General features: G+C 72.1%; 7 protein-coding genes and 1 pseudogene. 4 read left to right on the forward strand and 4 right to left on the reverse strand.

What is annotated here, in order from left to right; genetic code table 11:
* Positions 1 to 121 precede the first annotated feature (121 nt).
* Positions 122 to 1,594 carry a cytochrome P450 gene (locus E4N63_RS05750; RefSeq protein WP_230240111.1) on the forward strand — a complete coding sequence of 491 codons (1,473 nt, stop codon included), beginning with the start codon at positions 122 to 124 and terminating at the stop codon, positions 1,592 to 1,594.
* Positions 1,591 to 4,383: an aminotransferase class III-fold pyridoxal phosphate-dependent enzyme gene (locus tag E4N63_RS05755; RefSeq protein WP_268270974.1), complete on the forward strand. Its 2,793-nt coding sequence runs from the start codon at positions 1,591 to 1,593 to the stop codon at positions 4,381 to 4,383. The genes E4N63_RS05750 and E4N63_RS05755 overlap by 4 nt, the downstream gene beginning before the upstream one ends.
* Before the next feature lie 320 nt (positions 4,384 to 4,703).
* On the opposite strand, the pseudogene E4N63_RS30480 reads toward E4N63_RS05755, so the two are convergent.
* A pseudogene (locus E4N63_RS30480) lies at positions 4,704 to 5,384 on the reverse strand (cyclopropane-fatty-acyl-phospholipid synthase family protein); the annotation flags it as partial.
* Between the two features lie 532 nt (positions 5,385 to 5,916).
* Between E4N63_RS30480 and E4N63_RS05765 the strand changes: the two are divergent.
* Together E4N63_RS05765 and E4N63_RS05770 are read left to right on the forward strand one after the other, a co-directional pair.
* On the forward strand, positions 5,917 to 9,006 hold the full coding sequence (locus tag E4N63_RS05765) for a carbohydrate binding domain-containing protein (RefSeq protein ID WP_230240113.1): 3,090 nt from the start codon (positions 5,917 to 5,919) through the stop codon (positions 9,004 to 9,006).
* Positions 9,007 to 9,160: 154 nt separating this feature from the next.
* Positions 9,161 to 9,664: a hypothetical protein gene (locus E4N63_RS05770; protein WP_230240114.1), complete on the forward strand. Its 504-nt coding sequence runs from the start codon at positions 9,161 to 9,163 to the stop codon at positions 9,662 to 9,664.
* A gap of 41 nt (positions 9,665 to 9,705) precedes the next feature.
* Here the strand turns inward: E4N63_RS05770 and E4N63_RS05775 are convergent, their stop codons facing one another.
* The 3 genes from E4N63_RS05775 to E4N63_RS05785 form a co-directional block, all read right to left on the reverse strand.
* Positions 9,706 to 11,280: a hypothetical protein gene (locus E4N63_RS05775; RefSeq protein WP_230240115.1), complete on the reverse strand. Its 1,575-nt coding sequence runs from the start codon at positions 11,278 to 11,280 to the stop codon at positions 9,706 to 9,708.
* A gap of 510 nt (positions 11,281 to 11,790) precedes the next feature.
* Positions 11,791 to 12,459 carry an SUMF1/EgtB/PvdO family nonheme iron enzyme gene (locus E4N63_RS05780; RefSeq protein WP_230242365.1) on the reverse strand — a complete coding sequence of 223 codons (669 nt, stop codon included), beginning with the start codon at positions 12,457 to 12,459 and terminating at the stop codon, positions 11,791 to 11,793.
* A 188-nt stretch (positions 12,460 to 12,647) separates the two neighbouring features.
* On the reverse strand, positions 12,648 to 13,211 hold the full coding sequence (locus E4N63_RS05785; RefSeq protein ID WP_125622686.1) for a hypothetical protein: 564 nt from the start codon (positions 13,209 to 13,211) through the stop codon (positions 12,648 to 12,650).
* Positions 13,212 to 13,427 lie beyond the last annotated feature (216 nt).

The raw sequence follows: 13,427 nt of genomic DNA on the forward strand, positions 1-13,427 counted from the left end.
GTCCCTCCCGCAGCCTGCCCCCGACCCCGCCGCGGCCACCGGCCACCGACCGTCCCGAGCCCCGGGCACCGCCGAGGCGGACGCACCGGGCGCCCTCCGCGCCATACCCGTCGCCCGCCCGGTGAAGGGCCCCGACGGCAGCCGCCCCCGCTTCAGCGGCGACCAGATCGGCTTCCTGGAGCGGGCCGCGGCGGAGTACGGGGACATCTTCCGGTTCCGGCTGTTCGGGATGCCCGTCATCGTCCTGAACAACCCGGACCACATCCACCAGGTGCTCGTCGGCAACCGGCACAAGTACGACAAGGAGGTGCTGCTCTACAAGCTCGTCCGCCCGGTGCTGCGCAACGGGCTCATCACCAACCCCGGCGGTGAGCTCTACATGCGCCAGCGCCGCATGATGCAGCCCGCGTTCCGCCCGGCCGTGGTGGCCCGGTTCGCCGACGGCATGACGGACGAGACGAACAGCATGCTCGACCGCTGGCGGGACCGGTACCGTCCGGGTCAAGTGGCGGACCTCAGCGCGGAGTTCAGCGAGCTGACCCTGCACATCGTCACCCGCACGCTGTTCAGCGCCCAGGTCGGCGAGACGGCACGCCGCTTCGCCGAGGCCTTCACGGAGACCAACGACATCCTGGGCCGCTTCTTCCGCTTCCCGTTCCCCCCGCTCTCCGTGCCGACCCCGGCGCACCGGCGGCTGCGCCGGGCGATCCGGCGCATGGACGACTGTGTGTCCGCCTTCATCGAACGCAGCAGCACCCCCGCGAACGCTGCGGACTCCGCGGGCCCGGACGCCGGCACCGGGAAGCCCGGCCACGGTATCGATCTGCTGCACCTGCTGATGAACGCCGTCGACGAAGAGGACGGCGGCGGCATGGACTTCGAACAGCTGCACCACGAGGTGCTCAACATCGTCGTCGGCGCCTACGAGACCACCACCAACGCCATGGCCTGGGCCTTCCAGGTCCTCGCGGAGCGCCCGGACATCGAGGCCCGGCTGCACGAGGAGATCGACACGGTGCTGGACGGACGGCCGCCCGGCATGGACGATCTGCGCCGCACCCCGTACGCCCGCAGGGTCGTCGAGGAGACGCTGCGCATGTACTCGCCCGCCTGGCAGTTCATGCGGCGGGCCCGCGAGGAGGACGTGCTCGGCGGCCACCGCATCCCGGCCGGGTCGAACATCTACATCAACAGCTACATCCTGCACCGCCGCCCCGAGTACTGGGAGGACCCGGACGTCTTCGACCCCGACCGCTTCACCCCCGAGCGGTCGAAGGACCGGAACCGGCACGCGTACATGCCGTTCGGCGCGGGCGAACGCATCTGCATCGGGCAGCACTTCGCGCTGGTGGAGCTGCAGCTCGTGCTGCTGGCCATCGCCCAGCGCCACCGCTTCACGCTGCCACCGGGCCAGCCACCCGTCCGGCCGCAGCCGCTGACCACCCTGCACCCCGGCGGCGGCGTCCACCTGGAGGTCCGGCCGCGGTCCGGCGCCGCCGGCGGCACTCCCCCGGCGCACGACGGCAACGGCGACGGCGGCGAGGGACAGGACGGCCGGCCCGGCCCGGCCGCGGACCCGCGGAGCGCCTCATGACCACCACCGAAACCGGCTCCGCCCCCGGCCCGGGCAGCGACACCGGCAGCGACACCGGCACGCACTCGTCCACCGGCACCGCCGCGGCATCCGCCGCCGAGGGCCGCGGGCTCGGCCGCCGCCTCCGCCGCCTCTGCACCCTCCTCGGCCCGATGTACGTCAAGTTCGGGCAGATCCTCTCGACCCGCTCCGACCTCCTCCCGCCGGGCGCCGTCGCGGAGTTGCGCGTCCTGCAGGACAACGGGCGCGCGATGGGCCCGCGGCGCGTCGTACGGACCCTGGAGAGGGAGTACGGCAAACCGCTCGGCCAGGTCTTCGCCTCCTTCGACCCCGTCCCGGTCGCGAGCGCCTCCATCGCCCAGGTGCACCACGCGACGCTCAGGGACGGCGGGACGGCGGCGCGGAAGGCCGGAAACGGGGACGGAAACGGGGACGGTACCGGGACCCGCGTCGCGGTCAAGGTGGTCAAGCGCGGCGTGCCGGCCTCCATGCGGCTGCACCTGGCGCTGCTCGGCGGCCTCGTCCGGACCGCCCACGCCCTGCTGCCGCCGATCCGCACGCTGCGGATGCCGCGGCGCGTCGCCGAGATCGGCCGGCTGCTCGCCGAGCAGCTCAGCATGGAGACCGAACGCGCCAACATGACGGCCGTCGCCGAGAACTTCGCGGGCCATCCCTTCGTCCGCGTCCCCCGCTCGTACCCGGAGCTCTCCACCGACCGGGTGCTGGTCATGGAGTACGTGGAGGGGATCAGGGGCAGCGAGTTCGCACAGGTGGACGTCCCGCCGAGGGAGCTCGCCCGCCGGCTCCAGGACATCCTGCTGACGATGCTGTACCTCGACGGCACCTGCCACGGCGACATGCACCCGGGCAACATCCTCCTCACCCGCGACGGCCGCTTCACCCTGATCGACTTCGGCATCACCGCCTACTACACCGAGGCCGAGAAGTGGGGGCTGGTCTCCTTCAACAACGCGGCGATCCACCACCGCTGGGATCTGGCGGTCCGCCGCTTCACGGAGTACTTCGTGGAGACGGACGCCGGCCGGAAGAAGCGGAGGAGGACGAGAGGGAAGACGGGGACCGGGGCGGCGACCGCCACCGGCACCGGCACCGGCACCGCAGCCTCCCGCCCCCCGACCGCCGCGGAGACCCTGCTGGCCGACGAGTCCTACACCACCGCCCTCAAGGAGGTCTTCGTCCACCATTTCGAGACGGCCTCCGACCGCTGGTCGGGCACGGACTTCTTCCGCGACGTCAGCGAGGTGCTGCGCCGCCACGGCGTCTCGTACACGGCCGCCTACACCAAGGGCGAGCTGGCGATGCTCTCCTGCGAGGGCTTCATGGCCCAGATCGACCCGGAGCTCGACATCTGGGAGAACACGCGCCGCTTCGCCGACCGCTACTCGACCTCCCTCAGCGGCGCGGTGAAGGAGCGCTTCGACGCGTACTTCGCGGCGGCCACGCCCAAGTCGCTCGCGATGCGCGACCGCGCCCGGCGGTCCCTGGTGGCCCCGACCCACCTCGACCGCTACTTCTTCCCCAGCGCCTACCCCCTGTTCATCGCCGGGGGCAGCGGGGCGCGGCTGACCGACCTCGACGGCAACGAGTACATCGACCTGGCGGGCGGTGGCGGTCCCGCTCTCCTGGGCCGCGGCCACCCCGTCGTGCGGGAGGCGCTGCGCTCGGCGGCCGCCACCTGCAACATCAACGCGCTCGGCCACGAGCCCGAGGTGGCCCTGGCCGAACTCCTGACCGACGCCTTCCCGGGCGCGGACCGGGCGGTGTTCTCGAACTCCGGTACGGAGTCCGCTCTGCACGCCATCCGGCTGTGCCGGGTGCGCCGCCCGGGGGCGCGCCGGATCGCCAAGTTCGAGGGGCACTTCCACGGCTTCTCGGACCAGGCGATGGTGAGCTCCTGGTTCCGGGTGGCGGGGCCGAGGGACGCGCCGGAGGCGGTCGCCGGCTGCCCGGGCACACCCGCGGGGACGGTCCGCGACACCCTCGTCCTCCAGTTCGGCCACCCGCGCAGCCTGGACATCCTGCGCCGCAACGCCTCCGACGTGGCCGGGGTGCTGGTCGAACCGCTGCCGACGACCGCGGGCGGTATCGACCGGGACTATCTGGCCGCGCTCCGCGCACTCTGCACCGAACTGGACATCCCCCTGGTGTTCGACGAGGTGGTCTCCGGTTTCCGGGTGGCGTACGGCGGGGTGCAGACGCTCACCGGCATCACCCCGGACCTCACCGTGCTCGGGAAGATCATCGGCGGCGGGCTGCCCTGCGGCGCGCTGGTGGGCACGGCGGAGATGATCGAGTACGGGCGCACGACCGGCGACCCGTTCCGCGACGCCGAGGAACGCGGCTTCCTGGGCGGCACGATGAGCGGCAACCACCTGTCCTGCAGTACGGGCCTCGCCGCCCTGACCCATCTGCGGGACAACCCGGGTGTCTACGCGGACCTGGAGCGCCGGACGGAGCTGCTGGCCGACGGCATGCGGGCGGTCGCGGAGGACCACGGAGTCCCGATGCGGCTGAGGGCCCGCCACTCCGTCTTCTCCCTCGCCTTCACCCACAAGGATCTGCCGTACTTCCGGGACAGCCTCCACGGCGTCAACTTCCGCGCCACCACGGCCCTCGCGTACTGGATGCGGATGTACGGCGTCTACCTGCCGGAACTGCACGCGTTCCTGATCTCCGCCGCCCACACGGACGAGGACGTGGCGAGCGTCCTGCGGAGCTTCGACCGCTCGGTCGGCGAGATGAGGGCCGCGGGCCTGTTCGTCACCTGAGGCCCCCTCCGGCTCCCCGGCTCTGCCCCCTTCTCTCCCTCCCCGGGCAGAGAAGGGGGCAGGCGCGCTCGCCGAGCCACCGGGCCCCGCCGGGAGCCGTGCTCAGGCCAACGGCCGCCGCGCGACGAGCAGGACGTAGCCGATCTCCGGCAGGTCCCCGAACCGGGGCAGGGCATCCGCGGAGCCGAGGAACTCGTTCCCGTCGTCCTCCGCGGCTTCCCCGCCGTTCCCTCCGCCCCCGCCGTGGCCCCGTGGCCGTCGGCTTCCGCCAGGATCCGCGCGAAGGCCCGGTAGGTGCGGCGGACGTTCTCCCCGATGTCCGTGAACTCCAGCAGCTCCAGCCCCGCCCGCCGCACGGCGTCCTGGTACTCCTCCGGCCCGGGCAGCCCCGGTGCCTGGAACGCCTGGCACATCTGCTCGACGAACGCCGCGGTCTCCCCGTGGACCGGACGCCGCAGCAGCACGTCGGCGACCACCAGCCGCCCGCCGGGCCGCAGCGCCCGGGCGGCGCCGGCGAGGGCCCCGGCCCGGTCGGACATGTGCATCAGCGACTCGATCGCCCAGGCCCCGTCGAAGGACTCCGCCGCGAAGGGTTCCGTCCCGACCGGCAGTGCCATGGCGTCCGCGTACTGGAACGACACCCGGCCGGTGAGCCCGGATTCGGCCGCCCGGGCCCGGGCGAGCGCGATCTCCTCCCGGCTGACGGAGATCCCGACCACCTTCGCCTCATCGCGGGCGGCGACGCGTAATGCGGGGTTGCCCGTGCCGCATCCGATGTCGAGCAGCCGCTGCCCCGGTTCCACGGCGAGCCGGCCGGTAACCAGATCGGTGAGCCGGTCCGTCGCCTCGTCCAGAGAACTGTGGTCGTCCTCGCTCTCCCAGTATCCGGAGTGGATGTTGCCGCCCGCCGCGCCGTCGACGACGTCGGTGTTCTCGTCGTAGAGCCGTCCGACGTCCTCGGACGACGGAACGGCTTTCCCGGCCGGGCTTTCCTCGTGCATGCGGAACTCCTCATCGCGGCGCGCGGAGCGCGCGGGACACAGTGGACTGGAACGGTCGGCGGCGGGCCGGCGGCACCGCCGCGAGTCCTCCCGGGAGAGCCCTCCCCGGAGGGCGGGGATCCACGGAATGCGGAAGATCCTCCACCAGGGCGCACCACCGGGCCCATGGGCGCATGGGCAGCATCGGGTGCCGGGGTGCCGACCCTTCTGCCCTCTCCCGCCCGCCCGCTGTCCCGGCCCGGGCTCCGCCCCGGTCCGGTGCCGCCGCCTCGGCCGTCGGCAGTGGTCCAAGTTCCGCTCATGGCACGGCTGTTGACGGAACTGTCATGTACGGGCAATCTCGGTGCAACGGCTTGCAGCAAGTTCCATCACGCTGCGGGCCGTACGAGCAGTGCTCGCCAGAACCCGGAGGCGCGTCAGGGATTCCCGGCGAAGTCGCGCGGACGCCGCACCCCCTCGGGGTCCGTGCCCGTCAGTCGGTCAACCGCGGCCACCCCGGGCCGCGGCAGCCCTCCGCCCCCCTGGAGCACGCATGAAACCCACCCCGCACCGGCCACTCGCGCGCGCCCTCGCGGCAGTCGCGGCGGCCTCCGTGCTGCCCGCCCTTCTCGCCGCCACCCCGGCGACCGGGAACACCCCGGCCCGCGCGCCGTCCTCGGCCACCTCCACGACAACCGGCGCCACCACCACGGAAAAAAACACCGCGACGGTCTTCTACTCCACCAGGACCAGGAACTGGCAGGCGTACCACCTCCATTACGCCCCGGACGGCGGCTCCTGGACGACCGCTCCGGGTGAGGCGATGGAGGAAGCCTGCACGGACTGGGTGAAGAAGACCGTCGACCTGGGCAGCGCCTCCGGCCTCCGGGCCGCCTTCACCGACGGTTCCGGCACCTGGGACAACAACGCGGGCGAGGACTACGACCTGGGCACCGGCGCCATCACGGTCAGGGACGGGACGGTGGCCCACAGCGACCCGTGCGCCGGCACGGACCCCGACCCGGAACCGGACCCGGCACCCGACGACGACAGCGACAGCGGTGGCACCGAGGACACCGGCGGCACGGCCGGCACCGCCACCGTCTACTACGCCACCTCCACCGTCGGCTGGACCACGGCGAACCTCCACTACCGGCCCGACGGCGGCGCCTGGACCACCGTCCCGGGCGTCGGCATGGAACCGGCCTGCACCGGATGGATGCGCAAGTCCGTCGATCTCGGCGGCGCCACGAAGCTGCGGGCCGCCTTCAACAACGGCAACGGCGTCTGGGACAACAACGACGGCACCGACTACACGATCCCGTCCGGCCGCAGCACCGTCGAGAACGGCACCGTCACGGGCGGCGCCGGAGACCCGTGCGCCGCCGAGACCCCGGACACCGAGGCGCCGTCCGTCCCGTCCGGTGTCACCGCCGAGGCCGACGGCACCTCGGTCGTCCTCACCTGGGAGCCGTCCACCGACGACCGCGCGGTCACCCGCTACCAGGTGACCCGCACCGGCGGCAGCAGGGGCACCCTCGTCACCGACACCGGCTCCACCGTCTTCTCCGATACGGACCTCGAGGAGCAGACCGCGTACTCCTACGCCGTCCGGGCCGTGGACGCGGCCGGCAACGTCTCCGCCGCCTCGTCCCCGGCCACCGCCACCACCGGCGCGAAGCCGACGGCTCCCGCCGCCGGGCAGCCGCTGGGCACCGATCCGCGCAAGGACCCGGTCTACTTCGTCCTCACGGCCCGCTTCAACGACGGCGACCCGGCGAACAACCGGGGCGGCAGCCGGCATGAGAAGTCGGGCAACGCGGCCCACGACGACCCCATGTTCCGGGGCGACTTCAAGGGCCTGGTCGACAAACTGGACTACATCAAAGGGCTCGGCTTCTCGGCCGTGTGGATCACCCCGGTCGTCCTGAACCGCTCCGACTACGACTACCACGGCTACCACGGCTGGGACTTCTACCGGGTCGACCCCCGCCTGGAGTCCGCCGGGGCCTCGTACCAGGACCTGATCGACGCGGCCCACGCCAAGGGCATGAAGATCTACCAGGACGTCGTGTACAACCACAGCTCCCGCTGGGGCGCCAAGGGCCTGTTCACCCCGACCGTTTACGGAGTCCGCGACACCGACTGGAGCTGGTACTACGACGAGCCGAACGACGGCTTCGCGTACGACGGCCTGACCGTCGAGCCGAAGTCCGGGAAGTCGTACTACAACGGCGACCTGTGGTCCACCGGGGAACCCTCCGGCAACACCTGCCTCAACTGGGGCAAGCCGACCGGCGGCCGTTCCCCCGAGGGCTACAGGCTCTACAACTGCCAGTGGCCGAGTCCGACTTCGGGCATGTTCCCGAAGACGTACTACCACGACTGCTGGATCGGGAACTGGGAGGGCGAGGACTCTCGCTCCTGCTGGCTGCACGACGACCTCGCCGACTTCAACACCGAGAAGGCGCAGGTGCAGAACTACCTGATCGGCGCCTACAACAGGTATATCGACATGGGCGTGGACGGCTTCCGCGTCGACACCGCCGTGCACATCCCCCGCACCACCTGGAACCGCCGCTTCCTCCCCGCCATCCGGGAGCGGGTGACGGCGAAGCACGGCGCCGGGGCGGCCCGCAATTTCTTCGTCTTCGGCGAGGTGGCCGCGTTCGTCAACGACAAGTGGAACCGCGGCTCGGTCAACCACTCCGCGCAGTTCTACACCTGGAAGGAGCGCAAGGAGTACAGCGCGGACGACGCCGCGGCGGCCCTGGAGATGTACGACTGGGAGCAGGCGCAGGGACCGTCGAACCAGCCGACGTCACAGAACGCCTTCCTCGACGGCAACACGTACCGCACCCCGGACCACAGCCGGTTCTCCGGCATGAACGTCATCGACATGCGCATGCACATGAACTTCGGTGACGCCCGCAACGCCTTCCACAACGGCAAGGACAGCGACGACAGCTACAACGACGCCACGTACAACGTCGTCTACGTCGACAGCCACGACTACGGCCCCAACAAGAGCAGCGACCGCTACGCGGGCGGCACCGACGCCTGGGCCGAGAACATGTCGCTGATGTGGACCTTCCGCGGCATCCCGACGCTCTACTACGGCTCGGAGATCGAGTTCAGGAAGGGCGAGAAGATCGACTGCGGGCCGTCCTGCCCGCTGGCGGACACCGGCCGCGCGTACTTCGGCGGTCATCTGGCCGGCGAGGTGAAGGCGTCCGGCTTCGGCACGGTGGAGTCGGCGAGCGGAGAGGTGGCGGACACCCTCACCCAGCCGCTCGCCCGGCATGTGCAGCGCCTCAACCTGATCCGCCGGGCCGTCCCCGCCCTGCAGATGGGCCAGTACTCCACCGAGGGCGTCAGCGGCGACATGGCGTACAAGCGCCGGTACACCGGCGGCGGAACGGACAGCTTCGCGCTGGTCACGGTCACGGCCGGGGCCACGTTCAGCGGCATCCCGAACGGCACGTACACCGACGCCGTCACCGGCGACACGCGGCGGGTCACCGACGGGGAACTGACGGTCGGCGCCCCCGGGAAGGGCAATCTGCGCGTCTACGTCCTGGACCTCGGCGGCACGAACGCGGCCCCCGGCAAGGTCGGCACCGACGGACCGTACCTGAAGTAGGGCGCGGGGGCCGGGGCCGGACGGCATGCGCCGCCCGGCCCCAAGGCCCCGTTCCCCCAACCGAGTTACCGGTTCCGTGTCACCGGCCGCACCCACGGCTCACCGGGCGGACACAGTGCAGCATCGTGCGCGAAAGCGACCAGAAGGAGCACTGATGTACCGCATGCACGGCATGTGCCACAGCACCGGCCTCCGCCGGGCGGCCCTGACCGGCGCCGCCGCCCTGACCGTCCTCGCCCTGACGGCGGGCACCGCGTCGGCCCTGCCCGCCGCCCCGGAGGACTCCCGGAGCCCCCGGGACGCGCAGGGAACCCCGGCCGCGCAGAACCCGCACGGCGCGGAGGCCCCGCAGAACCCGCGGAGCGCTCGGGCGGCGCAGGGCCGGACGGTGTCGTTCCGCACCCACCGCGCGGGCGCGTACTTCTACCACTTCCGCGAGAAGCTGGTGGTCTCCGACTACAAGGCCGACGGCTACGGCGCCCGCGCCTATCTGACCTGGGGCTCCCACCGCGCCTCCGTCTACGCCGGCGGGGGCAGGAACTCCACCGACGAGAAGGATCTGCGCATCAAGGAGGGCACCCCGGTGTGGCTCCAGCTCTGCACCACGAAGCGCGGCAAGAACATCCGCTGCACCAAGACCCGCAAGGGCTACGCCTGACCGTGCCCCACCCCGGCCGCCCGCCCTCCCGCCGGGGTCCGCTAGCGGCCGTAGAGCTTCAGCCCCACATGGTCGACGATCCACCGGTACGACTCGTTGTCGATCGCGAAATAGATGCGCCCGACGCGGTCGGGGGTGGTGTGGTCGTCGAGCTTGATGTGCGGCTGCCGGTCGTAGGGCTTCCTCCTCCCCTCGAACGTGAACTCGTGGAGCCGCGCCCTGCGGAGTCCTTCGTCCAGGGGCGCGTACATCAGGGGCGTCCGGTCACCGATCCAGGACACCAGGGACCGGCCCAGGCTCCCCCGCCGCGTCCGCCATTCCCTGGCCAGCTCGGCCAGGGTCTCCAGCGCCTCCCACATGCGGTCCGGATACGGGTACGAACACCGGCTCCATTCGTCCTTCGCGTTGGCGGTGAACACCAGTGCGCCGCCGGACACCTCGGTCCACCGCGCCCAGTCGGAGCCGAAGTCCCTCGGCTCGCCCGGCGGCCGTTCCCGTACCTCCTCGGGCTCGGCCGCGGGCGTGGACAACGCTCCCAACTGCGCGGTGAGGTTGGCGATCTCGATCTGCAGCCGGGCGGCCTGGTTCTCCAGTTCCTCGTTCCGCACCAGGAGTTCGACCGACTGCGCCCGCTCGTCGTCCAGGGCCTTCAGCAGACCGCCGACCTGTTCGCTCTCGGTGTCCGCGAGATCGTCGAGCAGGGCATCGGTCTCCGCGGCGCGGACGGAGTCCCAGAGCCTGTCCCGCCCCCGGGCCACCACGCTGAGCGGGGAGAGGAGGCGGGTGAGCCTGCCCAGAAGGACGTCGTGATCACCGTGGAGGTCGCCCGCCTCCCACCACGGCGGGCGTGCCTCCATACCGGGCCAGTACAGCCGGGCGCCGTCGAGCGGCAGCAGATGCGGGCCGGCGTCCGAGTTGAACGCGTGGAAGGCCAGCCAGCCGGAGACGACCACCACATGGGCCAGACCGGCGAGGCGGGAGGCGGCCTTCCGGGCGAAGTCCGCGGGCGGCCCCACGGTGCGGACCGAGGAGACGACGAGCACCGGGAGACGGCGCCCGGGGTCCCGGAGCTGCGCCCGTACGACGGGGATCTGCGCGGTGAGCGCCGGCAGCACGACGGCCGTGATCCGGTCGCCCCCGTCCGTGCAGCGGAGCGAGCCGTCCCTCATGACCGCCTTGAGCGCCCGGGGCGGTTTCAGGTCCTCCACCCGGGCCGGCGCGAGCAGCCCGTCGTTCTTCCGCCCCATCACCACGCGGAAACCGGTGGCTTCCCCGTGCTGGGAGGCGGTCAGCCGGCAGAGGAACCGGCCCCCTCCCCCGGGCAGGTCCTGCTCGATCTCCATCCGCAGCGCCCGGACGTCCGCCGCCACGGTGACGGGGCTCCAGCTCACCCGCTGGTCGGGGCGGCCCTGCCAGAGCGCCGCGATGTCGACCGACCCCTTCTCGGCCATCAGCGCGGCACCGGTCAGACCCGTCGTCCTCGGCTCGACATGCTGCTCCATATGCGTCAGCAGGCGCTCGAAGACCCCCGGCCCGCCCCGGGCCTCCGCCGGCGGCACCTCTGACGCCCCTGACTCCTCCGACACCTCGAACCCGACGACGTACAACTGCTGCATGCGCCTCCCCCTCTTCCACCCGGTTCGTCCGTGCACGGCCGCGTCCCGCAGGCCGGTGACGGCGACCGGCGAGGTCGTTGGCCACCATCTCCCGTGCCCGCAGGGCGAGTTCCACCCTCACGGCCCGCGCGCCCGGCGACGCTCCACAGGGCAAGCGTTCACCCGAGCGAGTGAATAGGAGGTTCCTCATCGGACGGCCGCCTGACCGCATGGGATAGCCGAGAGGCCGAGGAAGCAACGGCGGAAAGGCGGGCCGGGGTCGGCCCTTCCTCCCGCCCCCCAAGCCGCCCCGGGCACTTTCATGGGCTGCCGTGCCCAGGTCGCCGACGGAGTTGCCGACCCGTCGGCGGCCTCGCCCCCGACCGGCGATTGCGCGCGGCCGACAGGAGATGCGCGGCAGCCCGCACGCGGATCACCGCCGTTGCAGGCGTGGTTCAGCGGGAGATAGGGCGGGAGACGACGCTGCTGGAACAGAAGAAGCATCGCCGGCCCGGGCGCGCCGGACCCGGCTCAGGCCGCCGTGGAACGCGCGACGCGGAAGCCGACGTCGTCGGTCCGGAAGGTGGGGTGGCTGCGGCGCCGGACGGAGGCGCGGCAGCTCCAGTGCTCGTCGAACCATCCGCCGCCGCGGAGCACCCGGTAGGGGCCGTACACCTCGGGGTCGTAGAGGTCCCAGCACCAGTCCCAGGCGTTGCCCAGCATGTCGTACAGGCCCCAGGCGTTGGGCCGCTTGCGGCCCGCCTCGTGCATCCGCTCGCCCGAGTTGCCGCGGTACCAGGCGATCTCGTCGAGCGGCCCGTACCGCGGGCCGCTGGTCCCGGCGCGGCACGCGTGCTCCCACTCGGCCTCGGTCGGCAGCCGGTAGCCGTCGGCGGAGGTGTCCCACTCGGCGTCCTCGGCGCCCGTACCGGCTGACGCTGCGGCGTGGACGCGATACGCGGGTGTCAGTCCCTCGCGCCGGGACAGGGCGTTGCAGAAGTAGACCGCTTCCCACCAGGTAACGCTCTCCACGGGCAGCCGCCCGCCGGGCGCCGCACTCGGCCGCTCGTCCGTGACCGATGTGTACAGCGCCTGCGTGACCGGGAAGGCCGCCATCCGGAAGGACGCGACCTCGATGGGCCAACTGCGCTGCGTCCGCCGGTCCGACAGCGTCACCCGCCCCGCCGGAACGGCGACCATCTCGCTTCCCCCGTACGCGTCCACGGGAGCCACCCTATCGATCCGTACGGTCTCTCCAGGCGCTCCTCCGGCTCGACCGGGCGGTTCCGGCACGGCCCGTGCGACGTGTCCCGCACCCGGCGCGGTACGGACCCGCCGTACGACGCGGGCGCGTCACCCGGCGGGTCCGCCGGCGGTCAGGCGGTGGTTCAGCAGCCGCCGCAGCTGTAGAAGGTGACGTCCCAGTGGTTGCTCTCCCGGGCGTAGATGTTGCCCGAGGCGGCCTTGTACTGGGCGGCGCCGTCGGCGCGCTCCCCGATGTAGGTGAAGGTGCCGGTGATGTAGCCCGACAGGCAGGTGGTCGGGTTGAAGTCGAGCTTGTAACCGTTCCAGTGGCTGTACGTGCCGGAGGCGTGGCCCGTCTCCGTGCCGCCCGTGATCGTCAGGGCGCAGCCGCTCGCCGACTTGAGCGTCTCGGCGCCCTGGATCGTCGCCAGGTTGACCTGCTCGAAGGAAGTGCAGGTCGGGTTGTTGCGGTCGCTGCAGTTGCCACTCGACCGCCAGGAGATCCCGGCGGCGGAGAGCCGCCCGGTGGCCTGGGCGTGGGTGAGCTTCGTGACGGCGGCGCCGGAATCCACAGCCGGCACGGAGGCGGCTGCGGGTGCGGAAGCGGGTGCCGGGAACGGGGCCGCGGTGGCGGCGCCCTGCGTTCCGAGGAGCGTCACCAGAGCGAGTACGGACGCGGCCGTGCCGAACAATACGGGCCTCTTCACTTTCACTGCCTCCCTGTGGGGGTCGGGGGTGCCGGCCCCGGGGTCGGGGAATCCGGCACCCCCGCATGGTGCCCCACTTGACGGTCCACGGACAGATGCCCCCGGGCAGATTGCCCGGCGGGAGGGCCGCTCCCCCCGTGGTGTGCCGATCTCTTCCGGCCGTGCGTCCGCCACCGCACGGGCCCTGACGGAACAGCGGCTCCGCCGGATCCGGCC

It is taken from the genome of Streptomyces sp. MNU89 (assembly GCF_020982505.1).
GTDB lineage: Bacteria > Actinomycetota > Actinomycetes > Streptomycetales > Streptomycetaceae > Streptomyces > Streptomyces xinghaiensis.